The organism is Brachybacterium vulturis (genome assembly GCF_002407185.1).
GTDB classification, from domain to species: Bacteria; Actinomycetota; Actinomycetes; order Actinomycetales; family Dermabacteraceae; genus Brachybacterium; species Brachybacterium vulturis.
In genome coordinates, this window is the sequence record NZ_CP023563.1 from 31,551 (window position 1) to 56,993 (window position 25,443).

Here is a 25,443-nt window from a genome sequence, read left to right on the forward strand (position 1 = left end):
CAGAGGCCTCTCCCGTTGCCCGTTGCTCGGCGACGATCGCGGTCGCCACCGCGTGCTTGCACAGCCGCCCGGCAGGGAGCTTCCGCGCATGGGGGCACGTGCAGTCCCCGCGCACGTCCTCTCCCTCGCCGTACAGGCGCACGGCGTACCGGCTCGTGCCTGTGACCTGGGCGTGCACTTCGCCCTCCGGGTGCCCCTCCTCGAGCAGCACGTGGCCGGCGCGGGCGTACCGGGCGCCGCGCGCGCAGACGGTCTCCCCGGCGCGTGCATGGAGAGTTGCACTATCGAGCTTCAATGGGTTCACGGGACCATCATGCGGGGCCCATGGGGGCAGAGCAGGTGTCAGGCGCGCCGCAGCGGGTCCAGCGCCACGACGTGGTGCACGTTCTCCACCTCTCCCTCGAGCGCTGCGCGCATGGCGAGGGTGTCTATGCGACGTGCCGGCCGGATGCCACGCGCCACGGCCGGTCCCGGACTGAGGACTACCGTGGGTCCTGTCCCGTCCCCCGCTCTGAGAGCCTGACCCCGCCCCGTTCCGTCCGAGGAGAACACCCCATGCCCTGCACCACCCTCCTCGTCGGCCGCCATGCCAGCGCCGACGGCTCACCCCTGGTCGCCCGCACCGAGGACTCCTCCAACGGCACCTTCGATCCCAAGCGGGTCGTGGTGGTGCAGCCGCAGGACCAGCCGCGCACCTACACCAGCGTGATCGGGCGGCGCACGATCGAGCTGCCGGAGGAGCCGCTGCGGTACACCGCGATCCCGAACGCCCTGCCGGACGAGGGGATCTGGGCCTGCGCCGGGATCAACGCGGCGAACGTCGCGATGAGCGCCACCGAGACGATCACCTCCAATCCCCGTGTGCTCGGCGCGGATCCGCTGGTCGAGCGCGTGCCGGCGGCTGGTGAGCCCGGCACGCCCGGGCACCGGCCGGAGCAGCCCGGCGGGTTCGGGGAGGAGGACTTCGTGACCCTGGTCCTCCCCTATATCCGCAGCGCCCGCGAGGGTGTGGAGCGCCTGGGCGCTCTGCTGGCCGAGCACGGCACCTATGAGATGAACGGGATCGCCTTCTCCGATGCCGAGGACATCTGGTGGCTGGAGACCGTGGGCGGGCATCACTGGATCGCGCGGCGCGTGCCGGAGGACCACTACGTGACGATGCCGAACCAGCTGGGCATCGACTCCTTCGACCTCGACGACGCCGAGGGGCCCGGCCGCGACCACCTCGCGAGCCCCGATCTGCGAGAGTTCCTGCGCGAGCACCACCTGGACCTCACCCTGCGCGACGCGGCCGACGAGAACGCCGCAGTGTTCAACCCGCGTGACGCCTTCGGCTCCCACTCCGAGCACGACCACGTCTACAACACGCCCCGCGCCTGGTTCATGCAGCGCACCCTGAACCCCCACAGCGAGGACTGGGACAGCGGCCGCCCCGGCGCGAGCCCGGACTCCGATGACCTCCCCTGGAGCCGGCCTCCCGAGCGCAGGCTCACCATCGAGGACGTCAAGGACGTGCTCAGCTCCCACTACCAGGGCACCGTCTTCGACCCGTACTCGCCCCACGGCACCGAGGCCGAGCGTCGCGCCTTCCGCCCGATCGGCATCAACCGTCACAACGCGCTGGCGATCCTGCAGATCCGGTCGGACTATCCCGAGTCCTCCCGGGCTCTGCAGTGGGTCTCCTTTGCCTCGAACCCGTTCAACACGCTGATCCCGATGTTCACGAACGTCGAGGAGGCCCCCGTCTATCTCGCGACCACCACCGAGACGGTCAGCACCGACAGCTTCTACTGGGCCTCGCGAATGATCGCGGCGCTGGCCGATGCGCACTACGCAGAGACCATCCCGCTCATCGAGCGCTATCAGCTGGAGACTCTCGCTCTCGGTCACGCCGCCGTGCATGCCGCTGACGCGGCGGCGGCCGGGGGCGGCTCCGCGGAGGACGTCCCGGCGCAGCTGGCCGCGGCGAACACCCGGATCGCCGAGCGGATCCGGGAGGCGACCGATGCGCTGCTGGGCTCGGTGCTGTTCACCGCGAGCAACCGGATGACGAACCGGTTCTCCCTGTCGGACTAGTGAGGCTGCTGACCTGAGGCGCTCAGGAACCGTCGGCGTCAGCCGCTGAAGCTGGCTGGTCCAGCTGCTCCGCGATCGCCAGCACGGCTTCCGGCGGGATCATCCCGACGGTCACCGTCGCGATGTCGAGCAGCGTCATCTCCAGCGCCTCCGGTGGCAGCGGCCCGTCGACGATCTCGCCGAGCACGGCGCGCAGCACGGCGCGGGAGTCCGGGTCCGCGAGCAGCTCGCGCACCGTGCGCGTGGCGACGACCGAGTGCCGCAGCGCGTCCCGGTCCAGCACCGGGGCGTCGGCCCCGGCCGGCAGGTCCTGCGCCTCCAGCACCAGGTGCTCGGCCGTCACCTCGCCGGTCAGCGGCAGCCCGAGCCGCTCGTACTGCTCGCTCGGTGCGTCGTTGGCGCGCATGGCGTCCACGAGCAGGCGCGCCATCCGCAGCTCGAGCGCCTGATCCACGAGCGGGATCTCCTGGCGCGGGTCGGTCTCCAGGTCGAACAGCAGGCTCCCGAACGCGGCGGGGTTGGTCGGTGCCAGCACGGGCACCTTCAGCACGGGCACGCCCTTGGTGAAGCTCAGCGGCGGGACCAGCTCTGCCTGCTGCAGGAGGTCGGTCGGGAAGCGTCCGCGCATGCTGGTCGGCATCAGCGTGTATTCGTTCAGCGGCTGGTTGTCGGGCGTGACGCAGGCCCGCATGTAGACATAGCGTCCGTCCGTCACGTTGGCGTGGCCGCCGTGGATCCCGAACATCGCTGCCTCCCGCATCGGCGGGCCGTCGGTGATCACGGAGGCGAGGCTCTCGCCCTGCATGTCGGGGGTGGCCGGCACGTCGAACAGGTCCAGCAGCGTGGGGCCGATGTCGATCGTCTGGACCACGTGGTCACGCCGCGCATCCGCAACCCGGGAGCGCGGGTCCCACACGAACAGGGGCAGGTGGATCGTCTCGTCAAAGAACGGTGGCACGTTCTTGCCCAGCCAGTCGTGCTCGCCCAGCAGCAGGCCGTGGTCGGTGCACACGATCAGCATCGTGTCCTCCCACAGGTCGTGGGTGTCCATCGCATCCAGGACCCGGCCCAGCGACCGGTCGCACATCGAGAGCAGGGCGGAGTAGCGGCGGCGCAGGTGGGCGAGCTCCTCGGGGGTCTCGGTGACCTCCTTGTAGTCGGGCCAGTCGAAATCGCGGCCCCCGGTCTCTGCGGCTTCGGGGTAGAGCTGGTGGTACTGCTCATAGCTGAAGAACGGTTCATGGGGGTCGAAGGTCTCGATCTGCACGAACCAGTCGTCGCTGTCGAGGTTGGTCTCGATGAATTCCAGTCCGGCGTCGAAGGTCCTGGTCTGCGGGTGCTCGGCCTCGGTGGCCATGTGCTCCCGGTTGATCACGTCCTGGCGGCGCAGGTCCCGGTTGCTCGCGTACGGGGCGACGTTCGTGAGGTCAGGATCGGCGACGCGGCCCTTCCACTCATCGCCCTCCTGGCCGCGGAACAGCTCGAAGGTGCGGAACCGCGGATGGTAGGTCGCTCCGCCGTCGAGCCAGTAGTGCTGGTGATCGGTGACCAGGTGGGTGTAGATGCCGGCGTCGCCGAGCAGCTGCGGCACCGAGTCATCGAAGGGTTCCAGCGGACCCCAGCCGCGGTGCAGGAAGTTATATCGCCCGGTGTGCAGCTCCCGCCGAGCGGGCATGCAGGGCATGGACCCGCCGTAACAGTTGTCGAACTGGACGGAGCGCTGTGCGAGGCGGGTGAAGTTCGGGGCGTGCACGCCGGTGGCCCCATATGGGGGCAGGAACTGGCGGTTCAGCGTGTCGAACATGACCATGATGGCCTTCATCGGTTTTCCCTTCACCGCACCGAACGGATGCGGAACACGGCGATGCCGCCCAGCGCGATGATCGTCGCGGCGGCGATGTACAGCTCGGCGTAGCCGGCCACGGTCAGGACCACCCATCCCACCAGCGGGGCGATGGGCAGGTGCTGGGCCGAGTTCACGATGCCCAGATCGCGGGCCCGGGTCGCGGGATCGGGCAGCAGATCCGTCAGCAGCGCCTGGTCGACGGAGAGGAACAGCCCGTACCCCAGCCCCAGCAGCACCGCGGCGATGAGGCTGCTCGGCCAGGTCGGCACCAGCGCGAGCGTGAGCGCGGCGATGGCTTGCAGGCCTGCGCTGATCGCGACCAGCACTTTTCGTGCGCGCCACCGGTCGGTCAGCACCCCGCCGGCCCAGGAGGCGGTCGCGCTGGCGCCGAGGTAGGTGAGGGTGAGCACCAGCAGGCCGCTCTCGGGGCGGGGCAGGTGCAGCACATCGGCCAGGAAGAAGAGCAGGTAGGTGGTGCCCACCAGGTTCCCGGCGTTCACCAGCACCCGGGAGATCCCCGCCCAGCCCAGATCTCGGTAGCCGCGCAGCGCCTCGGGCCTCCAGCGCCACATCCTCGGGCGACGGACACCCTCGGAAGGGGCCTGCTCCTCGAATATCAGCAGGAACGGCAGCGGTGCGAGCAGGGCGAGCCCGGCGATCACCGCCCAGCTCGCGCGGATCCCGGTCACCAGCTCGGTGACGATGATCATCCCGGCCGCGAGCGCGATCACCTGCGGCAGCCCCATCGCCGCGGAGGCCCGGCCCCGCTGCGCGGGCGGGACCCGGTCCGCGATGATCGCCGAGAGGGAGACGAGCACCGAGGCCTGGCCGAGAGCCACGACGCCGAGCAGCACCGCCGCGCCTCGCAGCGACGTCTGAAATCCGACCCCGGCGAAGGCGGCGGTGGCCACCACGGTGCCGGCCAGGGCCCAGGTGCGTCGGCGGCCGAACCGGTTCCGGGTCCGGTCGCACAGCCAGCCGATCACCGGGACGCCGATCACCATGATCGCGGCCATCTCGGCGATCAGGAACGAGCCGACGGCGACCTTCTCGGCGGGGTCGATGGCGCTGGCCAGGTGCACCACCATGAACTGTCCCGGCAGCATCACCAGCAGCCAGAACCCGAACCAGGCCAGCGCGAACAGCACCAGCCAGGCCCCGCTCACCGGGGCCAGCCGCGCTGCCGGCTGCGGCGGGGCACCTGCCGCGATGTCCATGCTCAGGCCATCCGGCGAGCGCGCATCACGTCGTGAAGCCACTGGAAGGACGCCTTCGGGGTGCGGGCGCCGGTCTCGAAGTCGACGTGCACGATCCCGAACCGCTGGGTGAAGCCCGCCGCCCATTCCCAGTTGTCCAGCAGCGACCACACGAAGTAGCCGCGCAGGTCGATCCCCTCGGCCTCGCCGCCGGGGGCGACGGCGGCGAGGGCGGTGCTGAGGTGGCTTCCGAGGTAGTCGATGCGGTCGGTGTCCTGGACCCGGCCGGTGACGCCTGGCTCCTCGGCGAAGCTGGCGCCGTTCTCGGTGATGTACACCGGCGGCAGCACGTCCCCGTACCGCTGCTGCATCTCGCTGAGCGCAACACCGAAGTACTCCGGTGCGATCGGCCAGCCGAACCCGGTGGTGGGGTAACCCGCGAACGGTTCGAGGCGGAAGGGGAGGCCCGCCATCGCCTCGCTCGTCCCGTCGGGGCTGTGGCCCGTTCCTGCGCCGGCGGCGACCTTGGTGGGCATGTAGTAGTTCAGGCCAAAGAAGTCCAGCGGCTGGGCGATGGTCGCCAGGTCCGCCTCCGGCACGGCGGCGAAGGCGCCGAACAGCTCCTGGAGCTGGTCGGGGACCTCGGGGTAGTGCCCGAGCAGGATGGGGTCGGCGAAGATGCGGTTGTGCACGAGGTCGAAGAGGCCGGCCATGAGGGCGTCCTCCTCCCCGTCTCCGGCAGGCTGGACGGGTGAGTGGACGTTGGTGATGCCGACCGAGTCCGCGCCCGCGGCGCGCAGCGCCTGGGTGGCGAGGCCGTGGCCGAGCAGCTGGTGGTGCACTGCGGGGAGGGCGTCGAAGGTCAGGGCGCCGCCGGGGGCGTGCAGGTCCAGGGCGTAGCCGTTCAGGGTGACCGTGGCCGGTTCGTTCAGGGTGATCCAGTGATCGACCCGGTCGGCGAACCGCTCCCCCACCAGCGCGGCGAGGTCACCGAGCCGGGCCGCGGTGTCGCGGTCCAGCCATCCCTGCGCGTACTCCGCCGGCAGATCCCAGTGGGTGAGCGTGACGAACGGGGAGATGCCCGCCGCGTGCAGCTCGTCCAGGAGGCGGTCGTAGAACGCGACGCCCTCGGGGTCCAGGGGTCCGCGCCCCTCCGGCTGGAGCCGGGTCCAGCCCAGGGAGAAGCGGTACGCGTCGACGCCGAGCTCGGCCATCAGGGCGACGTCCTCGCGGTATCGGTGGACGTGATCGGCGGTGACCGCAGTGGTGGTGCCGTCCTGGATGCGACCGGGCTCCGCGCTGAAGCGGTCCCACACGCTGGCGGTGCGGCGCCCGGCGCGGGTCGCGCCCTCGATCTGCGCCGCCGCGGTCGCGGTGCCGACCACGAACGACGGGGGCAGCATCTGCCCGATCGAGGCGGCGTCGGAACGGCGGGGGCTGTGGTCGGACATCATCGTCTCCTGTCTGCGGACAGCGACGTCCGCAGCGACTGCTCACACAGTGGGACACTCGTCCCAGTTCGGGTAGTGTAAGAGGTCACACATCCGAAGAGCAAGCCTCGCGCCGCCCGCAGACCCCCGGTCCACCAGCGGCGACGGGCACCATCCACGGACGGCCGAGGAGGATGAGCCATGGCCCGGACCCCGGTCGAGGAGCGCCGCCGCGCACTGATCGCCGCCGCCTTCCGGGTGGTCGCCTCGCAAGGGCTGAGCGCCGCCTCGACCCGGGCGATCGTCGCCGAGGCCGGGATGTCGCTGGCGAGCTTCCACTACGCCTTCGAGTCCCGCGACGAGCTGATCGACCTGCTGATCACCGAGGTGCTGGCGAACGAGGAGAAGGCGGTGCTGCCCGCCGTCCTCACCGGCAAGACGCTGGTGGAGCTGCTCACGGAGGGCCTGATGGGCTACCTGGATCATCTGCGGGCCGACCCCCTCCACGAGCAGGCGATGCTCGAGCTGACGCAGTACGCCCTGCGCGCCCGGCCCCCGCTCGCCCGTGAGCTCTACGCGCAGTACACCCGCATCGCGGCCGTCTCGCTGGAGCTGGCCGCGGAGCAGACCGGCCACTGCTGGACGGTTCCTCTGCCCACGGCCGCGAAGCTCCTGGTCTCCCTCACCGACGGCCTGACCCTGAGCTGGCTGGTGGACCGCGATGACGCCCGCGCCGAGGAGATCGTGGCCGCCGCCGCGCGCGCGGTGGCGGCGCTCGCGCAGCCGATGCCGGCGCCCGGGGCGAGCGAGGAGCCCTCATGACCAATCGGCAGGAGAGCCCGGGCTTCGCCTCAGGGCTCGGACCACCGCAGGAGCCGGCCGGATGCGGCTGCCATCCGCCGGGCAGGGCCCGCTCCCGCACCGTCGGCCCCGCGCCTGCACCCGCGGCACCGCACAGCTCAGCGGCGCCGCACGGCTCTGGGCCGTCGGGCACCGGCGAGCACCTCGTTCCCCAGGTCACGATCCCCGCCGGCTCCTTCGTGATGGGGGATTCCTCGGGGGATCGCCATCCGGTCGATGGCGAGGTCCCGTTGCACGAGGTCGCGCTCGAGGCCTTCACGATGGACGCCACCACCGTGACCAACGACGACTTCGCCCGCTTCACGAGCGCGACCGGGTACGTCACCGAGGCGGAGAGCTTCGGCGTCTCCGCGGTGTTCCACTTGGCGGTCTCCGCGCCCCCGCAGGACCTGGGCGGTCGCTCCCCGGCGACGCCGTGGTGGATCGGCGTGCGCGGCGCGGACTGGCGGCACCCGGGAGGGCGCGACTCGAGCATTGATGACCTGGGCACTCATCCGGTCACGCACGTCAGCTGGCACGACGCCCTCGCCTACTGCGATTGGGCGGGGCGCCGGCTCCCGACAGAGGCGGAATGGGAGTACGCGGCGCGCGGCGGGCTCGACCGGGCAACGTACCCTTGGGGGGACGAGGAGGTCGACCACGGGGGGTGGCGCGCCAATATCTGGCAGGGAACCTTCCCGACATCCAACACGGTCGAGGACGGGTTCGCGACCACGGCCCCGGCCCGGTGGTTCGCACCCAACAGCTTTGGCATCTGGCAGTCCGTCGGCAACGTGTGGGAGTGGTGCGCGGACTGGTTCTCCCCGAACTACTACCGGGCCTCGCCCCGCGAGGATCCCCGCGGTCCCGCGACCGGGCGCGGCCGGGTGATGCGCGGCGGGAGCTACCTGTGCCACGCCTCGTACTGCAACCGCTACCGCAATTCCGCCCGCTCCCAGAACACCCCGGACTCCTCGATGGGCAACGCCGGATTCCGCACGGTGGGCATCTCCGGGTAGCGATGCTCATGAGCATCGTCGCCGTGCTCCGCGACCAGAACCCACCCCATGATCGTGCCGCCCGGCGGGACCGGCCGGCGATGCAGGGCCGGATGCCGCGCAGTCACATCCCCCGAGGGCAGCGTCCACATTTCGTACGGCGCCGCTGGCGAGTGTCGGAGCCCCTGTGCACAATTGCTGACGCGCAAGCCTCGCACCCACAGCACAGCCCCTGTGCGGGCTCTACGGATTGGAGATGCCTTGTTCCCTTCACGAGACATGATGGACGGTGTCGAGCGTCTCCTCGAACGCGATCGCGTCCATCAGCTGCTGATCGACGCCCATCCCACGCTCGCTGATCGGATCGAGATCGACGATGCGAACCCGTTGCTCAAGATCCCGACGGGGTTCGGAGGTGCGGTCGTCATGTGGAAGGGGGAGGTCGACGGGACCATCCGGTGGCGCCTGGCAGCTCCCGACGGGGAAGGGGTGAAGGTCCTCGAACCGGACTCGATCGAGGAGTTCCCTTGCCTGGTGGGCGAGGCGCTGGGCCTGAGGAACTGAGCCGGGATGAATACGAGGGGTGGGCCCACGGGCCCACCTCAGATGCCTGCGGGAGGACCTGTCGGAATCCTCGCTGGCCGCCTGCGGAACGCCGGGGCAGCCGATCGTGGGGCGCTCTTCTGGCGCATACACATGCTCGAACTCGAATCTACTCTAAATAGTTTAGAGTAGCTTCATGTCGACCGCATACCTTCACGACCTCGCTGCAGCTCCGCCCGAGGACCGCCTGCAACGGCTCATCAGTGCTCCAGAGGACCAGTGGTTCGACCGGAAGTCCGCCCGTATCGCCCCCAAGGACCTCGCCCGGGCACTGGTCGCCTTCTCAAATGCCGAAGGCGGAACTGTCGTGATCGGCATCCGGGACGGAGCCTTCGACGCCGACCTGCTCTCGCCTGAGAAGGAGAACGCGATCCGCCAGACTGCGGTCGACTTCACCCTGCCACCGGTGCGGATGGAGATCAGCCAAATCGCTCTGGACAACGGGCGCTCGGTGCTCCGGCTCGACATCCCACCCAGCGAACACGTCCACGAGACCATCAGCGGAGAGGTCTACCTGCGCGTCGGCGACGAATCGAAGAAGCTCACCTACGCACAGCGTCGCGAGCTGGACTACGACCGAGGCAGCTCGCATTTCGAGCATGAGCCCGTCCACGAGATCACCCTGGGCGACCTGGTACCCGAGGAGTTCGCCCGCTACCGGTCCGTCATCGGCGCCACCGCCGATGACGCCACTGCGCTGCGGGCCCGGAGCCTGCTGCGTCGGGATGGGACCCTCACCCAGGCCGCCGCGCTGCTCTTCGCCGAGCACCCCCAGGAATGGCTGCCACAGGCCTTCGTGCGCGTGACCCGATTCAGCGATGACTCACCCGGCACTGGCAGCCGGCAGAACATGGAGTCGGGCAAGGACGAACGATTCGAGGGGCCGATCCCCCGCATCATCGACTCCGCCGCAGCCTGCGTAGAGTCGTGGATGCCGCATCGGCGTGCCCTCGGAACCAGCGGGAAGTTCTCCGATCAGCCCATCGTCCCCACGGATGCGTGGCTCGAAGGACTCGTCAACGCCGTCGTGCATCGCAGCTACTCGATGGCGGGAGACCACATCCGTGTGAACATCTTCCCCTCGCGCATCGAGATCGAGAGCCCCGGCCGCTTCCCGGGTCTCGCGGACCCGACCAGACCCTTGGACATCGCGCGATATGCGCGCAATCCTCGGATCGCCCGAGTCTGCTCAGATCTCGGCATCACTCAGGAACGGGGCGAGGGCATCCGGCGTATCTTCGAGGAGATGCGTCTCGTCGGCCTCGCCGATCCCGAGTACCACCAGACCGGTGGAAGTGTGCAACTCAGCCTCACCACGCTGAGCAGATTGAGCGCCGAGCAGCAGGAATCCCTTCCCCGCGGAGCCGAAGAGATCCTGTCGATCCTCCGCCTTCACGGCCGCCCACTGGGCACCGGGGATATCGTCGAGGAATCCGGCCGTTCTCGGCCCTGGGTACGTGCACGACTCGAGGAGCTGCGTGCCAGCGGGGTCGTCCATTGGGACGGACGATCTGCCCGCGATCCTCGCGCCGTGTGGTCACTTCCCTCATAGGAAATTCACCTGGTCCGCTGCTGCCCGAAGCTACTCGCAGCTACTCGCAACAAGTGTTTCGAGTAGTTGCGAGCTGGGAGGCCTGGCGGTGACCACCCTGGCCGAACCAGCACCCTGGCTCCTCACGGGCACGTGCGGCCCCCGCTCACCCCCGCGTGATCGCGAACTCCCCTCCCAGCACGCTCCGGCGCCCGTGATTCACCGGCCCCACCCGCGTCCCCTCAGCCCGATACGCGCTGCCCGTCCGACCGGACACGAGCGACAGCTCCGCATCAGCCGATGCAGCATGCAGCATCACGTTCCTCCCATGCTCCAGCGGGAACTCGGCAACGGTCACCGCAGGCAGCAGCATCAGCTCGTCGAGCTCGAGCCGGCCCCCGGAGACCACCTCCACCGCCACGGTGCGCGCAGGGAGGGGCACATCGAGCCGCACCGGCGTCAGCACTCCGTCCCATGGGGTGACGCCCCGCTCCCCCGCGCCGCCCAGCTCCAGCGTGCCGAGGACGGTGCGGGTCCCGTCGGCCGCGAGGGCCGTCCACGTCGCCGTGCCGGCTTCCTCGGCGAGCCGGTGGAACAGCGGATGTGCGGTGGCGCCGCCGCGGGCGACGGCCTCGAGCGCCCCCTCCTCGAGGTCGAAGCGCACGCTCGCGCCGTCGGGGGCGAGCACGTAGGCGCCGTGCCAGTTCGATTCCCCGGTCCAGGCGGTCTCCGGGGTGATCACCTCGGCGCCGGTGCCGAGCTGCGCCTCCTCCGCCGGCAGCCACTGCATCCCGTGGTGCTCCGGGGTCGCGGTGAGGCGCTGCGCCGTGCGGGCGAGCTTCTTCTCCCGATCCAGCGCGATCATCGTCAGCAGGGCGTGGATGGTGGATTCGGCGCCGGAGTTGCGATTCACGGTGCCGTCTGGCTCGATGCCGTCGACGGTGGCGCCGGTGGCCGGGTCGTACACGCGCTGCCCGGCGGGGTTCGCGCCGAAGAACCAGCCGGCGACCAGTGCGGCGAGCTCGCGCAGGCCCGGGCCGCCGGTGGCATCGGCCGTGCGCAGCAGGGTCTCGACCCGGCACTGGACGCCGTAGGCGATCTGCGCCTCCCCCGGCACCGGGGACCAGGCGTTGTGCGGCCCACCCGAGGTGAGCAGCTGCGGGGTGAACACCCCGGCATCCGCCACGGCCTCCTCCAGACCTCGGCCGATCACCGGTGCGGCGGCGGCGAGCGCGGCCGGGGCGAGGCCGCCCCAGGCGTGCCAGAAGCTCTGCGACCCGGTCCACGGCAGGACGGCGCCGAAGGGCCAGACTCCCACCCCGCCGGAGGCCATGGCCGCGATCCCCTCCGCGAAGCGGTCCAGCGCCTCGGTGACGCGGGAATCCTCCGGGAACACCTGCAGGGCGGCGACCAGGCCCAGCACGGCCTCCCCGGTCGCATCGGCGCCGCCGGCGATGAGCCAGCCGGGCACGGCGACCCCGTCGGCCACCTCCCAGCGGCCGTACCGACCCAGCGAGGCGCGCTCGAGCGCGTCCAGGGCGAGGTGGAGCCGCTCGCGCAGGAAGGCGGTGAAGTCCGGGTCGGTCCGCGCGAAGCCGGCGATCCCCTCGCCGAGCGCCCAGACGGTGCGGGCCAGCCAGTAGGACTCGTCGGAATCGGAGGGGACCGGCAGCTCGACGGGGATGGCGCTGCGGTTCAGGGAGCCGTCGCTCTGCTGCCACAGCACCACGTTGCCGGCATGGCCTCCGGAGTCGACCTGGAGATAGGTGAGCGTGCGCAGCAGCTCCCGGGCGACGGCGAGGTCCGCCTGCTCTGCGAAAGCGGCGTGGGCGCGCAGGAAGACGATCGCGGCCCGGGAGATGTCGTCGGCGTTGAAGGCGCCCTGGCTCCAGTGCCCGGTGGCGGGGTCGAGGTCGCCGCCGCCCACACGGGTGAAGGTGCCGTCCGTGGCGCGGTCGGCGTAGGTCCACGGCGCGAGCCCCGTCGGGCTCGAGTCGTCGAAGCGGGAGTGGCCATCGGTCGGGGGCAGCGGCACCTCGGCGAGCAGGAACCGCAGGTGGTCGAGGTTCGTCAGGCGTCTCCTGCCGCCGCTGCCGCGCGGGGGCGCGGGTGCGGCGAGGGCGGTCGCGGTCGGGGCGGCGGCCGCGGCGAGGACGGTGGAGCGGAGCAGGGTACGTCGGGTCAGCACGGTGGCCTCCACGGTGAGGAACGATGCGCATCCGTGATCCGTCGGTGGATCCGGAGGGCTTGACACACGGAACATCAAACCGGTTTGATGGTGTCGTATCAAACCGGTTTGCGCAAGAGTGTGCGCATCCCACCGGGCTGCGGCCCGCAGACGAGGAGGGGGCGAAAGTGAACCCACCCAGCAGAGCGACCATCGGGGACGTCGCCCGCCACGCCGGCGTCTCCAAGGGCACCGTCTCCCTGGCGTATTCCGGCAAGCGCCCGGTCTCCGAGGAGACCCGCCGCCGCATCTTCTCCGCGGCGGCGGAGCTGGAATGGACCGCCAGCCATCGCGCGAGAGCGCTGGCCACCTCCCGCACCGGCGCGATCGGCCTGGTCATCGCCCGAGACCCCGAGGTGCTGGCCACCGACGCCTTCTTCTCCAAGTTCCTCTCCGGCTGTGAACGGGTGCTGGCGGAGCACGACATGGGACTGATGCTCCACGCCGTCACCACCGCCGAGGCCGAGCACCTGGTCTACGAGCGCCTCGCCGCCGGTCGCGCCGACGGCGTGATCCTGCTGGACGTCGAGATCGACGACCCCCGCTTCGCGCTCGTGCGGCGCCTGGGCCTGCCCGCCGTGGTGCTCAGCGCCCACGAACCCACCCGCGGCGAGACGGCGGGCCTGCCCACCGTCTTCTCCGACGACTCCCCCGCCGTCACCGAGCTGGTGACATTGATGGCCGAGGCCGGCCACACCCGGATCGCGCACGTCGCCGGCCCCGCCCACTACATCCACGGCCGGATCCGCCAGGAGGCCTTCCGCGCCGCTGTGCGCGAGCGAGGCCTGGACGACTCCATGGTCATCGAGGGCGACTTCACCGCCGCCTCCGGCCGGGACGCCACCACGCAGCTGCTGGACCTGCCCGAGCCGCCCACCGCGATCCTCTACGCCAACGACATGATGGCCATCGCCGGCCTCTCCCTGGCCCGCAGCCGCGGCGTGCGCGTCCCCGAGGACCTCTCGCTCTCCGGCTACGACGACAGCGAGCTCTCCGCCCACCTCTCCCCCGCCCTGACCACCGTGGGCACCGGTGCCGTGCAGCGCGGCGAGCTCGCCGTCACCACCTTGCTGGCCGCGCTCGCCGGAGAGGCCCCCGGCGCGGTCCTGGCCGATCACACCACCGTCCTCCCGCGCGGCAGCATCGCCCCGCCGCCGCGGCCCTGACCACCGCCACACCCGAGGAGTTCAACGATGAACATCGATCGACGCACCTTCACGACCGGCGCGCTCGCCGCGCCGCTGGCCGCCACCACGCTCGCCGCCTGCGGCGACGGCGGCGGAGGCTCCGGGGGCGACGCCGTCGAGGCCCGCGGACCGATCTCCGTCTGGCTGTCGAACAACGAGCAGGAGGTCGCCTGGGGCACCGCCATGGTCGAAGCGTGGAACGCCGACCATCCCGACGAGCAGGTCGAGGCCCAGGAGATCCCCGCCGGGCAGAGCTCGGAGGAGGCGATCACCGCCGCGATCACCGCCGGCACCACCCCGGACCTGATCTTCAACATCTCCACCGCCGCCGCTCCCGGCTGGACCCGGCAGGGCGGACTGATCGACCTGACCACCTTCGAGGACGGCGCGAGCTACATCGAGGAGCGCTCCGGCGCCGAGGTCGCGCAGGGCTATGCGGACGACGAGGGCAGGTACTACCTGCTGCCCTGGAAGTCGAACCCCGTGATGATCATGTTCAACAAGGACCTGTTCGAGAAGGCCGGGATCGATCCGGAGGACCCCGGGATGACCTCGCACGAGTCGTTCCTCGAGGGGGCCCGGAAGATCGTCGAGTCCGGGGCGGCCCCGGCCGCGATCTGGCCCTCACCCACCAACGAGTTCTTCCAGCCCTGGTTCGACTTCTATCCGCTGTACATCGCCGAGACCGACGGCATGCAGCTGGTCGAGGACGGCGCCTCCACCTTCGTCTCCGAGGACGGTCTGGCCGTCGCGAACTTCTGGGCCTCGATCTACTCCGAGGGCCTCGCCCCGAAGGAGGCCTCCACGGATGACGCGATGGGCACCGCGAAGACGGCGATGCAGAGCGCCGGCCCCTGGGCGATCAGCTCCTACAAGGACGCGTTCCCCGTCGGGTTCATGCCGGTCCCCACCTCCGCCGGTTCCGACCCCGCGACCGTGAAGACCTTCGCCGACTCGAAGAACGTCTCGATGTTCACCACCTCGCAGAACCAGGCCACCGCCTGGGACTTCCTGAAGTTCGCCACGTCCGAGGAGCAGGACGGCGCCTTCCTCGAGGCCACCGGCCAGATGCCGCTGCGCGCCGGACTGCTGGAGACCTACCCCGACTACTTCGAGGAGAACCCCGACTACACGGTGTTCGCCTCCCAGGCGGAGCGGGTCGTGGACGTCCCCAACATCCCCAACTCGATCGAGGTGTGGCAGACCTTCCGCGATGAGTACTCCGCCGCCGTGATCTTCGCCAAGAAGCCCGTCGAGGACGCTCTCGAGACGGCGGCCGAGACGATCGACCAGCTCGTCCAGGGCTGATCATGACCGCCACCGCGCACGACGCCCCCGTGCGGCCCCGGCGCTCCCGGCGGCCGCTCGGCGGCGTCCTCGGAGCCCAGCCGCTGGGACTGCTGCTGGCGCTGCCGTACGTGCTGTTCCTGGCGGCGGTGATGGCCTGGCCGCTGATCCAGGCGGTGTGGATCTCCTTCCAGGACTACTTCTTCACCGCACCGGCGATGGTCGTGGACCATCCGTTCGTGGGGTTCGAGAACTACATCAGCGCGATCACCGACCCGGACGTGCGGCAGTCGTTCAAGAACATCGCCGTGTTCCTGGTGATCAATGTGCCGCTGACGGCGGTCCTCTCGCTGGTGCTCGCCTCGGCGCTGAATCGGATCGTGCGCTTCGCCTCCGCGTTCCGGGTCGCGTTCTACATCCCGTACGTCACCGCGAGCGTGTCGCTGATCGGCGTGTGGATGCTGCTGTTCTCCCGCAACGGCCTGGTCAACACGATCCTGGGGCCGCTCGCCCCGGAGCCCTCATGGCTGGTCAACAGCGCGCTCGCGATGCCGTCGATCGCGCTGTACGTGACCTGGAAGCAGCTGGGGTTCTACATCCTGCTCTACCTCGCCGCGCTGCAGGGCATCCCGAAGGAGCTGTACGAATCCGCGGAGATGGACGGTGCCGGCGTGGTGGGCCGGTTCCGCAACGTCACCGTGCCCGGGGTGCGCTCCGTGACCGCCCTGGTGCTGATCCTCGCGATCATCACCGGCGCGAACCTGTTCACCGAGCCGTACCTGCTCACCAACGGCGGCGGGCCCGACGGCGCCTCCGCCACCCCGGTGCTGCTCATCTACCAGAAGGGCATCCAGCAGACCAACCCCGACGTCGCCTCGGCGATCGGAGTGCTGCTGGTGATCGGCATCGGCATGCTGTCCATGCTGGCCGCCCGCAGCGGACGGGAGACCTGACATGGCATCCCGCCCCCGCGCCACCGCGTCCGTCGGCAGCGCCTCCCACCACGGCACCCGACGCAGCCTCCTCGCGCTGTACGCGGTCCTGACCCTCTGTGCGCTCGCCTTCATCTTCCCGTTCTGGTTCATGGCCGTCGGCGCCTTCCAGGCGAGTCCCACCAGCTCTCCGACGGACCTGTTCCCCACCGGCGGCTGGACCCTGCAGAACTTCACCGACATCAACGCCCGGCTGCACCTGTTCCGGTCGCTGGCGAACTCGCTGATCTTCACCCTCGGCGTGCTCGCCGGCACCCTGACCTTCGGACTCGCCGCCGGGTACTCGCTGTCCCGCCTGCGCTGGCGGGGCCGCGGCGCCCTGTTCGCGATCATGCTGGGCGTGCAGGCGATCCCCTTCCAGCTGCTGATGATCCCGCTGTACGTGCAGGTCACTCGCATCTACGGGCTCGGCGACTCGTATCTGGGCATGATCCTGCCGTTCCTGATCAACACCACCGCGGTGTTCATCTTCCGCCAGTTCTTCCTGTCCCTGCCGGAATCGCTGTTCGAGGCCGCCCGCATCGACGGCGCCTCCGAGCTGCGGATCATGACCTCGATCGCGGTGCCGCTGGTGAAGCCGGCGGTCGCCACGGTCGCCCTGATCACCTTCATCGGTCCGTGGAACGAGTTCCTGTGGCCGTTCCTGATCACCAAGAACGCCGAGCTGCAACCGCTGGCGGTGGCGCTGGCGAACTACATCTCGAACGTCTCGCAGACCGCCACCAACCCCAACGGCGCGATCCTCGCCGGCGCGGCCACCCTGGCCTTCCCCGTGGTGCTGCTGTTCGTGTTCTTCCAGCGCTACTTCCAGGCCTCCGACATCAGCTCCGGGGTCAAGGGCTGAGCGCCCTCCCCGTCGCCTCCGCACCCACCGTCCCCACTCCTGAGGAGAAGCATGTCCACCGTGTCCCTGTTCGGCGGAGCCACCTTCCCGCTCGGCCCGTTCACCCCCTACGAGCACAATCCGATCCTGCGCCCCAAGGGCGAGTCCTGGGAATCCTCGAACCTCTACAACCCCGCCGCGCTCGTCGTCGATGATCGGGTGGTGCTGCTGTACCGGGCGCACGCGGAGGACATCGTCTCCCACATCGGGATCGCGGTCAGCGACGACGGCGTCACCTTCGAGCGGGAGGACGCCCCGATCCTCTCCCCCGAGCACGACTATGAACGGTTCGGCTGCGAGGACCCGCGGATCGCGTTCATCGAGGGCACCTACTACCTCACCTACACCGGCTGGGACCGGACCATGGCGCAGCTGTGCCTGGCCACCTCCCCCGACCTGCGCCGCTGGACCAAGCACGGCCCGCTGTTCGCTGATTTCGACACCTTCAAGGTGATGGACCCGCGCGGCCACAACTGGTCCAAGGCCGGCGTGATCGTGCCCCAGCAGATCGACGGGACATGGTGGATGTACTTCGGCGAGGGCGGCATCTACTGGGCCACCAGCGACGACCTCATCCACTGGACCCCCGGCACCGCCGACGACGAGCCGATGCACCTGCCCACCCCCGGCACCTTCGACGAGGCCCTGGTGGAGATCGGGACCTCGCCGGTGCTCACCGACGACGGCCTGCTGCTGATGCTCACCAACGGCGCCACCCGCGAGGTGCACGCGGACGGCACCGTGGAGGTCGACTACCGCTGCGGCCAGATCCTCATCGACCCCGCCGAGCCGACGAGGGTGATGGCCCGCCTGCAGGAGCCGTGGCTGCGGCCCCAGACCTACGAGGACACCCACGGGCTGGTCTCCAACGTCACCTTCGTCGAGGGGCTGGTGAAGTTCCGCGGAAAGTGGCTCGCGTACTACGGGCAGTCCGATACGACGCTGGCCGTGGCCGTGGCGGAACCGGAGACGGGGTTCGGGGTGGGGCTGCGCGCGGACGGGTGAGGTGAGGCGTTCGACGCCGCTGAATCTGCAGACCTCCCCTCGTTCTGTACGCGGCGTTCAGACGCCGCCGCGGTGCCGAGCAGGATTCTCCGCACAAGACGCTGTAGGCGATGTTCTCCACGGACCCGCCGCCATCCTTTAGCGTCAGGCAGGGGCTACTGCTTTGAGCGCAAGATCTGCTCAGCCAACTCGCGGCGATCGGAATCGCCGGGCGAGATGACGCCTCGGGTGAGAGCTTCTTCCACCATGGCCAAGAGGTTATCGCGCAGTGGCGACCCATCTGACAGCTGAGATACGGTCTCCGACACCGCCCTCAACGCCTGGTACTGCTCGAAGGCACTGCGTGATTTATGCACGGAGTCTGTCAGGCACTCCATGTCAGCGAGCTCGGGCCGAGCCTGCATGATCCCGATCGCCGTGATCCGGTTGCCTTCAGTGTTGGTGTAGAACAGCCGCCGGACGTCCTGTGCCGATATATCTGTGTTCGCGAGCGTCCTCGCTTGGCTCATGAGTGCTTCCAATGTGGCCACGCGCTCCCAGCTCGATGTCATGGTGCGGCGGACCTTCTCGAGATCGGACGACACCGGACCCGCCATTGCGAGAAGAGTCTTCGCCGACTCCCGCAACCTCGCCGCGTCGGCATCTCGACCTTCTCCCGCAGCAGCATCCGCACGGGCAAGCTGCTCTGCTGCCACCAACACCAACTTCATGCCCCCCGCTTCGATCGATGAGATCCGGTCAGCGAAGATCGCCAAGGCAAGCAAAACCACCGAGACGGCCAGGAGTGCGGCGGTGCCGGTGTCATTCGACGTGACGAAGACAGCGATGACACCTACGGCAAAGGCCACCGCCGCAAACCCCAAGATGAGGCCGCGAAGCCATTTCGGGAAGAAGTCCGTCGGCTGCACAGCAGTCTCCTCTGCGTCACTCATGGACGGATGATGACAGCCCTCATCCGGTTCGTCTACTGTCACGCTGGTCGGCCGTAGACGACAATGATTGAAGCCGCCTGCTGGCGACACACAGCTTCCACCAAACAAGGGAGGGTGCCGCTGGCTACAAGGTTGTCATTCCCGTCGGCCCAGGCGAGACGTCCCCGTCCGCTCGCCGTCCCCGATAGCCTCGCGGGGTGACCACCCCTCGCCGCTCCAGCACTCGCCGACGCCGCAGGTCCCCGCGCCGCTCGGGGACGAGGCAGTCACAGCGGCCGCTGCCCTTCGTCGGCCCGGGCGAGCGGCTGTGGGTGCTGGACGTCCCCTACGGGACCCAGGTCGAGGGCGCCTCCTGGCACCCCGCCGTGACGATGCATCTCTTCGTCGGCCGTACGCTGCCCGAGCATCTCGCTCCCTACTCCCCCGGGCCGCACACGCTCGGGCGGTTCCTCGAGAACACGCTGAACCCCGACCACCCCACGCCGAACCCCGAGCCGGTCGAGGATCTCGAGCCGCGCCGGAACCAGTACGAGGCGGCCGATGCGATCGCAGAGCACGCCGCGGCCGGTGGCCGGCAGTTCCTGCTGGCCGATGAGCCGGGCGTGGGCAAGACGATCTCCGCCGTCCTCGGAGCGAGCGCGGTGGGCGATCTCCGCGGGGCGCAGCGGGTGCTGGTGGTCGCCGACCGGCCCGCCGCGATCACCATCGGGCACTGGTGCCGCACCATCACCGCACTGGGCGATGCCGGCCTGGAGTGGGTGGTGATCACCTGGGACCGGCTGGAGAAGGTCGCCGGCCACGACTGGGAGGTGATCATCGCGGACGAGGCCCACGCGCTGCGCCGCACCACCACGAAGCGCTGGAAGCTCTGGGCGAAGCTCTCCGGGCACTCCCGGGCGCACGAGCAGGCGCCGTTCGTCATCGCGACCACCGCCACCCCCGGCCACACGCCGCTGGAGCTGCCCTATCTCGCCCCCGCCTACGCCCAGCGGCACAGCGAGCCGATGACGCAGTGGACCTCCGCGAAGCAGCCCGGGGCCGACTTCGCGAGCGCCCTCGAACGCCACGGGATCGCCCTGGAGCGGGGCCGCTACGGCCCCACCTGGACCTCCGACGCCACGCGCCGGGCGGAGGACCTCGCGCGGGTGCGCGGCTGGCTCGAGGACGCTCAGCCACCTGCGATGCTGCACCGCGCCGCACCGTGGGGCCCGGTGCCGATCGCCGGGATGCCGGTGACCCTCACCCCGGCCGAGCGGGCAACGTACGAGGCGGAGTGGGGGCAGTTCTGCCGCGACATGGACATCGCCCGGCGCGGCCGCAGCACCGCCAAGGGCCGGGCGGCGCTGCTGCGCTTCCGCCAGAAGGCCGGGCTGATCCGGGTGGATGCCACCGTCGCCTGGATCGCCCAGCAGGTCGAGGCCGAGCGGCAGGTGGCGTGCTCGGTCGAGTTCGTCGGCACCGCCGCCGAGCCGATCACGGAACGGCTGCGCGATGCCGGGCTCGAGGTCGCCACGATCTATGGCCAGGGCCGCTTCGACGTCGAAGCCGAACGGCTGCGGTTCCAGACCGGGCGGGCGAAGGTGTGCGTGTTCACCACGGTCGCCTCGATCAGCCTGCACGCCGGCGAGACCCTCGAAGGCGGCCACCGGGCGAGCACCGAACCCCGCGTGGGCCTCTTCCACCAGGCCCGCTTCTCGGGCATCGCGGGCCGGCAGGTCACCGGCCGCACCCATCGCGACCACCAGGTCTCCCCCTGGCACATCGCCTACGCGCACGGCACCGTCGAGGAGCAGGTGAGCAAGGTGATGGTGGAGCGGATCGCCGCCGCCTCCGACACCGTCGGCGGCGACACTGCGGGCCTGACCGACGTGGCGGAGCTGCTCGGCGCCGACTGGCTGCCGGCCGCGTCGCTGACGGCGGACGGGGCCTGATCGACCGGTGCCGCCTGGGCGCGGCACGGACGTCCCGTCGGCCGCCGCAGCCGCTCGCTGCGCCGCACCCCGGGACGCCGCCTCAGCGCGTCTCCTGCACCAGCGGGCGGTGCCGCTGGCGGATCCCGGCCGGACCGTAGGGGTAGTCGTCCAGCTGCGGGGCGCTGACCTCGCTGAGCGTCGCGAGCTCGTCCTCGCTCAGCTGCAGCTCGGCGGCGGCCATGTTGTCGCGCAGCTGCTCGGTGGTGCGGGCACCGATGATCACCGAGGTCACTCCCGGCCGGGCGGCCACCCAGGCCAGGGCCACCTGCGAGGGGGTCGCCTCGTGGGCCGCGGCGACCGCCCGCACCGCCTCGAGCGTGGTCCAGGTGCGCTCATCGGCATTGCGCTTCTCCCACGCCTCCATGCCGCGCTGCGGGTTCTCCCCCAGGCGGGTGGCGCCGGTGGGCATCACATCGCGCTCGTACTTGCCGCTCAGCCAGCCTCCCGCCAGCGGCGACCACGGCAGCAGACCCATCCCGGCGTCCAGCGCGGCGGGCACGATCTCGTGCTCGATGTCCCGCACCAGCAGGTTGTACTGCGGCTGCAGGGTCACCGGTGCCGGCCAGCCGTGCTGCCGGGCCACGTGCACCGCCTTCGTGAGCTGCCAGCCCAGGAAGTTCGAGAAGCCGTAGTAGGAGATCTTCCCGGCGGCGACCGCCTCGGCGAGGAAGCCCAGCGTCTCCTCGAGCGGGGTCAGCGCGTCCCACGCATGCATCTGGTAGAGGTCGATGTGCTCCACGCCGAGGCGGCGCAGGGAGGCATCCAGCGCGCGGCGCAGGTGGCGGCGCGAGATGCCCAGATCATTGGGCCCCTCCCCCATCGGGGCGCGGGCCTTGGTGGCGATCACGACCTGCTCGGTCTCGGTGGGGTGCGCGGCGAGCCAGCGGCCGATGATCTCCTCGGAGTGGCCGTGCGTATACACGTCCGCGGTGTCCAGCAGGTTCCCGCCGCCCTCGACGAAGGCGGTGAGGATCTCGTGGGCGGCGGTCTCGTCGGCCTCCTTGCCGAAGGTCATCGTGCCCAGCGCCTGCACCGAGACGGAGGTGCCGCTGCGGCCCAGCAGTCGATGGTCCATGGTCTCTCCCTTGATCGGAATCCGGCGGCGCGACCAGCGCGCCGCCCGCTGCGGTGCACGGCGGCTGTGCGTCGGCACCCGCGATGGATGTGGGACGACTATTCCAATCAGAGCCCGCGCCGTCTACGGCGAGCCGCGAAGCAGGCCGGAACTCGACCGTTCGGTTCGCGGCGTCGCCTCCACTCCGGGCTCGTGCAGCTCGGTTGCGATACTCACTGCGCTCCTCCCGATACGGTCGAGTTCGCGCTCGGCGCGTCAGCTATCGGAAGCGTCCTCGGCTCTCAAGCGTGCACTGCTGTGCATCTCGAGAGCCGGCGCCGAGATCGCGCCGATCTCTCGCATAGATGTCTCCCAGGACAGGCCGTGGCTCTCGCGCTCGAACGCGCGGCGGAAGCGCTCCGGGGCAACGAACCGGGGCGGGAGCGCGACGGTGACCGAGGGCGGCATCGGTCGATTCAGCGCGCGCCGCAGGGCGGGCGCGAGGGGACCGGACGGCGGGGGCGCGTAGCGCGCCAGCAGGGCCAGATCGACGATGTCACGCTCCCTGCTCGAAGGACGGCCGGCGTGAACGCTGTAGAGCGCGACGAGCTTCTCGGCCATATGGTCCGGCACCGGGAGCACTCGCACCCGGTCGGGCCAACCGTTCTGTTTCGGTGGATCCACGCGCCGTCCGAGCGGCACGAGCTCTCCGAGAACGTGGCGATCATGCACCACCTGGACATCCAGGCGCACGTTCCCGTGCACTTTCCCGCCGAAGCGGACGCGGAAGGACAGCGACGCGAGGTCGTCGACATAGCCGGGCTTCGATTTCACCAGCTCGAACTCGAGGAAGTCCGAGTCTGCCGGTGCGCTCTTCGCGGCATGGTCGAGCTCGGCGATCGCGGTCTCGCGTGACGTGGAGACCAACGCCCCGTCGATATCCCTGGTCGTACGCGCGACGTCAGGGAGCCGGGCGACCATCGCCTGGCCACCCTTGAGCGCCCACTGGTCGGGGAACGAGATCGCGAGGCGGGAAATCAGCCGCTGCGCGAAGAACTCGTTCAGCGCAGTCTGGCCGGCCCCGTCGCGTGCGCGTTGCTGGATCGCGCTGGCTAGGGCGCGTGACGTCGGATACGCCATCTCAGACGGCTGCCGCGAGATACATCAGGGTGTCCTCCGCAGATGGTCCCAGGAGCCGTCGAGCCGCATCGACGGTCAGCAGTCCCCCATCAAGACAATGCTCGATCCACCGCGATCGGTGCTCGCCGTCCATCGACCACCGGCCGAGGTCGTACGTGGTGCGCTCCACCGAGGTGACCGGCAGCCCCTCGACGAGGACAACGTCTGCCGCCCCCAGACGCGCTATGTGGGCCGTCAGACCAGATAGGCGGCGCCGTCGCGGCACGGTCACGTGCAGCTCCTCTGGAAGATCAGGAGCGCCGTGCAGCTCGGCTGCCGAGTGATGGCTCAGCACGCCCGACCTCTCTCCGCGAGGATCGTTCGCGAGCTGCTCGAGCCACCGGTCAGGATCAACCCGCTGGAGCGCAGCTCGCTGACGACCGAATCTCAGGTCCTCGAGCACCGGGACCACGTACAGCCCGCCGCCGAGGGGGGACAGAGCTCGCGGGGTGTCAGCCAGACGGGCGATCGAGCTCGGCGTGATCCCCACTGAGAGCAGTTGCGGGCGGGTCACCAGCCCCGCATTGCCTGCTGCGAGGTCCAGCACTTCAACGTAGTCTTCCAGAAGAGCCATACCGCCATTGTGCCGAGTTGTTCGCATATATGCAACTTTTGTGCCAGGCGTGCCCGCCTTGTGCGCTCCACGCCGCGAACGCCGAAGCGGGGGCACCCACCATCCGGTGGATACCCCCGCTCCATCCTGCAGGCGTGACAGGACGACCTGCACCTCAGCCCTGGGAAGGTGCCTCCGGCTCGGCGCCGGCGGTCTGGTCGGCGCCGGCCGTCTGCTCGCGCAGCGCCGCACCGAGCGCATCACCCTGGGCCGCGCCGGTGACACGTCCCTGGATCAGGTCCGGGATGCTCAGCCCCAGCGTCGACTGGACCGTGTCGAACACGCCGCGCAGCGCCCCGGCGGACTCCCCGGAGAACTGCTTGCCGGCCACATCCCCCTCGTTGCCGTCGGAGCTGATCACGGTGATGTCGCCGATCTGGGCATAGCCCTTGGCGAAGGTCTCCATGAGGGTGGGCAGCTGATCGACCACGCGCTGGGCCAGCAGCGCCTCCTGGTTCTCCCGCAGCGCCTCGGCCTCGGCGCGCATCGCGTCGGCGCGGGCCTGACCGGCCAGGCGCTCCGCCTCGGCGTCGGCCTCGGCGCGCATCTTCACCGCACGCGCATCGGCCTCGGCGACCTCGGCGCGGGCTTCCGCCTGACGACGCTCGTCATACGCGTTGGCGTCGGCATCCTTCTGGCGGCGGTACTGCTCGGCGTCGGCGACGCGCTTGACGTCGGCGTCCAGCTGCGCCTGCTTGTTCTCGGCCTGCTGCTGCAGCACCTCCTGGCGGGACTTCTCCCCGGCCAGGGCCTCTGCCTGCTCCGCCTTCGCCCGGGCACGGCCCACCTCGGCCTGCGCATTGGCCGTGTTCGTGTCGAGCGCCTGCTGCTCGACGAGGTTCTGCTCCTGGTTGCGGATGCTCTCCTTGGCCACGGCGCGCTCGGCGTTGGTCTGGCTGATCTCCGCCGCCTGGCGCTTCGCCTCGATCTCCGGCGCGCCGAGGGACTGGATGTAGCCCACGGCGTCGGTGATCCCCCGGATCTGGAACGAGTCGAGGATGAGACCCTGCTCGCGCAGCTCCGGGATCACCGTCTCGGCGATCTGCTCGGAGAAGACCTTGCGGTCCCGCATCAGCGAGATGACCGTCTGCTGGGCGATGACGCCGCGCAGCACACCCTCGAGCTGGTCCTGCGTGAAGGATTCGATGGCCTCGTCCTGGGAGGCGAAGCGCTCGGCCGCCCGACGCACCAGCGCCGGATCCGATCCGATCTTCACCAGCGCCACGGCCTCCACCGACACGGTGACGTTGTCCGCGGACTGCGCGTCCGCGCTCATGTTCACCTGCCGCTGCCGCAGCGAGATGACCTCGTGACGCTGGGTGATCGGGTTGACGACGGCCTTGCCGTTGACCACGACCGTGGTCGCCGACAGGCTGCCGTCGGAATTCTTCTGGCTCTTGCCCGAGATCACCAGCGCCTCATCCGCGCGAGCGACCTTGATCCACCGGCGGATCACGAAGAAGGCGATCCCCGCCACGATGAGGAGGGCGACGAGGATCACGGCGATGAAGCCGACGATCCCGATGCCGAGGAATGTATTCATGCCACGTCCTTAGAGGAAATTGAGTGCGTGAGCTCAGTCTTCCATGCC

The 25,443-nt window shown here is 70.1% G+C and carries 20 protein-coding genes and 1 pseudogene; 11 read left to right on the forward strand and 10 right to left on the reverse strand.

Features of this window, described 5'->3' with window-relative positions:
• Positions 1-46: 46 nt before the first annotated feature.
• A pseudogene (locus CFK38_RS17850) lies at positions 47-304 on the reverse strand (SWIM zinc finger family protein); the annotation flags it as partial.
• Positions 305-555: 251 nt separating this feature from the next.
• Between CFK38_RS17850 and CFK38_RS00130 the strand changes: the two are divergent.
• Positions 556-2,076: a C69 family dipeptidase gene (locus CFK38_RS00130; RefSeq protein WP_096801243.1), complete on the forward strand. Its 1,521-nt coding sequence runs from the start codon at positions 556-558 to the stop codon at positions 2,074-2,076.
• A gap of 22 nt (positions 2,077-2,098) precedes the next feature.
• On the opposite strand, the gene CFK38_RS00135 is transcribed toward CFK38_RS00130, so the two are convergent.
• Genes CFK38_RS00135 through CFK38_RS00145 form a run of 3 tightly spaced genes read right to left on the reverse strand, consistent with a single transcriptional unit; the run spans position 2,099 to position 6,569 of the window.
• Complete coding sequence (locus CFK38_RS00135) at positions 2,099-3,898, reverse strand: sulfatase (RefSeq protein ID WP_096801244.1); 1,800 nt, start codon at positions 3,896-3,898, stop codon at positions 2,099-2,101.
• 11 nt (positions 3,899-3,909) lie between these two features.
• Complete coding sequence (locus CFK38_RS00140) at positions 3,910-5,139, reverse strand: MFS transporter (protein ID WP_096801245.1); 1,230 nt, start codon at positions 5,137-5,139, stop codon at positions 3,910-3,912.
• Positions 5,140-5,141: 2 nt separating this feature from the next.
• Positions 5,142-6,569, reverse strand: a complete 1,428-nt coding sequence (locus CFK38_RS00145; protein ID WP_096801246.1) for a glycoside hydrolase family 1 protein — start codon at positions 6,567-6,569, stop codon at positions 5,142-5,144.
• 180 nt (positions 6,570-6,749) lie between these two features.
• Between CFK38_RS00145 and CFK38_RS00150 the strand changes: the two genes are divergently transcribed.
• The 4 genes from CFK38_RS00150 to CFK38_RS00165 all read left to right on the forward strand — a co-directional run bounded on the left by CFK38_RS00150 (position 6,750) and on the right by CFK38_RS00165 (position 10,541).
• The gene (locus CFK38_RS00150) at positions 6,750-7,370 is read left to right on the forward strand and encodes a TetR/AcrR family transcriptional regulator (protein WP_096801247.1); all 621 of its coding nucleotides are present in this window, start codon (positions 6,750-6,752) and stop codon (positions 7,368-7,370) included.
• Entirely contained in the window at positions 7,367-8,407 is a 1,041-nt protein-coding gene (locus CFK38_RS00155; RefSeq protein ID WP_172895752.1) for a formylglycine-generating enzyme family protein, read from the forward strand. Before CFK38_RS00150 ends, CFK38_RS00155 begins: the two co-directional genes overlap by 4 nt.
• Before the next feature lie 261 nt (positions 8,408-8,668).
• Complete coding sequence (locus CFK38_RS00160; protein WP_157773287.1) at positions 8,669-8,950, forward strand: hypothetical protein; 282 nt, start codon at positions 8,669-8,671, stop codon at positions 8,948-8,950.
• Between the two features lie 175 nt (positions 8,951-9,125).
• Positions 9,126-10,541, forward strand: a complete 1,416-nt coding sequence (locus tag CFK38_RS00165) for an ATP-binding protein (protein ID WP_096801249.1) — start codon at positions 9,126-9,128, stop codon at positions 10,539-10,541.
• Between the two features lie 145 nt (positions 10,542-10,686).
• Here CFK38_RS00165 and CFK38_RS00170 read toward each other — a convergent pair whose 3' ends face one another.
• Complete coding sequence (locus tag CFK38_RS00170; protein ID WP_157773288.1) at positions 10,687-12,708, reverse strand: hypothetical protein; 2,022 nt, start codon at positions 12,706-12,708, stop codon at positions 10,687-10,689.
• A 167-nt stretch (positions 12,709-12,875) separates the two neighbouring features.
• On the opposite strand from CFK38_RS00170, the gene CFK38_RS00175 reads away from it, so the two are divergent.
• From CFK38_RS00175 to CFK38_RS00195, 5 genes are read left to right on the forward strand one after another with little or no spacing between them, the layout of a single operon-like run.
• Positions 12,876-13,913 carry a LacI family DNA-binding transcriptional regulator gene (locus tag CFK38_RS00175; protein ID WP_096801251.1) on the forward strand — a complete coding sequence of 346 codons (1,038 nt, stop codon included), beginning with the start codon at positions 12,876-12,878 and terminating at the stop codon, positions 13,911-13,913.
• Between the two features lie 27 nt (positions 13,914-13,940).
• Entirely contained in the window at positions 13,941-15,242 is a 1,302-nt protein-coding gene (locus CFK38_RS00180; protein ID WP_096801252.1) for an extracellular solute-binding protein, read from the forward strand.
• Between the two features lie 2 nt (positions 15,243-15,244).
• A complete protein-coding gene (locus CFK38_RS00185; protein WP_096801253.1) occupies positions 15,245-16,174 on the forward strand; it encodes a carbohydrate ABC transporter permease in 930 nt (309 codons plus the stop codon).
• Position 16,175: 1 nt separating this feature from the next.
• Complete coding sequence (locus CFK38_RS00190) at positions 16,176-17,057, forward strand: carbohydrate ABC transporter permease (RefSeq protein WP_096801254.1); 882 nt, start codon at positions 16,176-16,178, stop codon at positions 17,055-17,057.
• Positions 17,058-17,108: 51 nt separating this feature from the next.
• Positions 17,109-18,101 (forward strand): glycoside hydrolase family 130 protein, encoded by a 993-nt coding sequence (locus CFK38_RS00195; protein ID WP_096801255.1) that lies wholly within the window; start codon positions 17,109-17,111, stop codon positions 18,099-18,101.
• A gap of 155 nt (positions 18,102-18,256) precedes the next feature.
• On the opposite strand, the gene CFK38_RS00200 is transcribed toward CFK38_RS00195, so the two are convergent.
• Complete coding sequence (locus CFK38_RS00200) at positions 18,257-19,033, reverse strand: hypothetical protein (protein WP_157773290.1); 777 nt, start codon at positions 19,031-19,033, stop codon at positions 18,257-18,259.
• A 197-nt stretch (positions 19,034-19,230) separates the two neighbouring features.
• Between CFK38_RS00200 and CFK38_RS00205 the strand changes: the two genes are divergently transcribed.
• Positions 19,231-20,964, forward strand: a complete 1,734-nt coding sequence (locus tag CFK38_RS00205) for a DEAD/DEAH box helicase (RefSeq protein WP_096801257.1) — start codon at positions 19,231-19,233, stop codon at positions 20,962-20,964.
• Positions 20,965-21,046: 82 nt separating this feature from the next.
• On the opposite strand, the gene CFK38_RS00210 is transcribed toward CFK38_RS00205, so the two are convergent.
• From CFK38_RS00210 to CFK38_RS00225, 4 genes are all read right to left on the reverse strand, one after another.
• The gene (locus CFK38_RS00210; protein ID WP_096801258.1) at positions 21,047-22,081 is read right to left on the reverse strand and encodes an aldo/keto reductase; all 1,035 of its coding nucleotides are present in this window, start codon (positions 22,079-22,081) and stop codon (positions 21,047-21,049) included.
• 255 nt (positions 22,082-22,336) lie between these two features.
• A complete protein-coding gene (locus CFK38_RS00215) occupies positions 22,337-23,200 on the reverse strand; it encodes a nucleotidyl transferase AbiEii/AbiGii toxin family protein (RefSeq protein ID WP_096801259.1) in 864 nt (287 codons plus the stop codon).
• Position 23,201: 1 nt separating this feature from the next.
• Entirely contained in the window at positions 23,202-23,813 is a 612-nt protein-coding gene (locus tag CFK38_RS00220; protein ID WP_096801260.1) for a hypothetical protein, read from the reverse strand.
• A gap of 154 nt (positions 23,814-23,967) precedes the next feature.
• The gene (locus tag CFK38_RS00225; protein ID WP_096801261.1) at positions 23,968-25,395 is read right to left on the reverse strand and encodes a flotillin family protein; all 1,428 of its coding nucleotides are present in this window, start codon (positions 25,393-25,395) and stop codon (positions 23,968-23,970) included.
• Positions 25,396-25,443 lie beyond the last annotated feature (48 nt).

Excerpts from the sequence above, each read along its gene's own strand:
- CFK38_RS00200 (WP_157773290.1), bottom strand. The coding sequence starts at position 19,033 with ATGAGTGACGCAGAGGAGACTGCTGTGCAGCCGACGGACTTCTTCCCG.
- CFK38_RS00180 (WP_096801252.1), top strand. The coding sequence starts at position 13,941 with ATGAACATCGATCGACGCACCTTCACGACCGGCGCGCTCGCCGCGCCG.
- CFK38_RS00190 (WP_096801254.1), top strand. The coding sequence starts at position 16,176 with ATGGCATCCCGCCCCCGCGCCACCGCGTCCGTCGGCAGCGCCTCCCAC.
- CFK38_RS00215 (WP_096801259.1), bottom strand. The coding sequence starts at position 23,200 with ATGGCGTATCCGACGTCACGCGCCCTAGCCAGCGCGATCCAGCAACGC.
- CFK38_RS00145 (WP_096801246.1), bottom strand. The coding sequence starts at position 6,569 with ATGTCCGACCACAGCCCCCGCCGTTCCGACGCCGCCTCGATCGGGCAG.
- CFK38_RS00140 (WP_096801245.1), bottom strand. The coding sequence starts at position 5,139 with ATGGACATCGCGGCAGGTGCCCCGCCGCAGCCGGCAGCGCGGCTGGCC.
- CFK38_RS00165 (WP_096801249.1), top strand. The coding sequence starts at position 9,126 with ATGTCGACCGCATACCTTCACGACCTCGCTGCAGCTCCGCCCGAGGAC.
- CFK38_RS00220 (WP_096801260.1), bottom strand. The coding sequence starts at position 23,813 with ATGGCTCTTCTGGAAGACTACGTTGAAGTGCTGGACCTCGCAGCAGGC.
- CFK38_RS00150 (WP_096801247.1), top strand. The coding sequence starts at position 6,750 with ATGGCCCGGACCCCGGTCGAGGAGCGCCGCCGCGCACTGATCGCCGCC.
- CFK38_RS00210 (WP_096801258.1), bottom strand. The coding sequence starts at position 22,081 with ATGGACCATCGACTGCTGGGCCGCAGCGGCACCTCCGTCTCGGTGCAG.
- CFK38_RS00185 (WP_096801253.1), top strand. The coding sequence starts at position 15,245 with ATGACCGCCACCGCGCACGACGCCCCCGTGCGGCCCCGGCGCTCCCGG.
- CFK38_RS00195 (WP_096801255.1), top strand. The coding sequence starts at position 17,109 with ATGTCCACCGTGTCCCTGTTCGGCGGAGCCACCTTCCCGCTCGGCCCG.
- CFK38_RS00155 (WP_172895752.1), top strand. The coding sequence starts at position 7,367 with ATGACCAATCGGCAGGAGAGCCCGGGCTTCGCCTCAGGGCTCGGACCA.
- CFK38_RS00130 (WP_096801243.1), top strand. The coding sequence starts at position 556 with ATGCCCTGCACCACCCTCCTCGTCGGCCGCCATGCCAGCGCCGACGGC.
- CFK38_RS00225 (WP_096801261.1), bottom strand. The coding sequence starts at position 25,395 with ATGAATACATTCCTCGGCATCGGGATCGTCGGCTTCATCGCCGTGATC.
- CFK38_RS00160 (WP_157773287.1), top strand. The coding sequence starts at position 8,669 with ATGGACGGTGTCGAGCGTCTCCTCGAACGCGATCGCGTCCATCAGCTG.
- CFK38_RS00135 (WP_096801244.1), bottom strand. The coding sequence starts at position 3,898 with ATGAAGGCCATCATGGTCATGTTCGACACGCTGAACCGCCAGTTCCTG.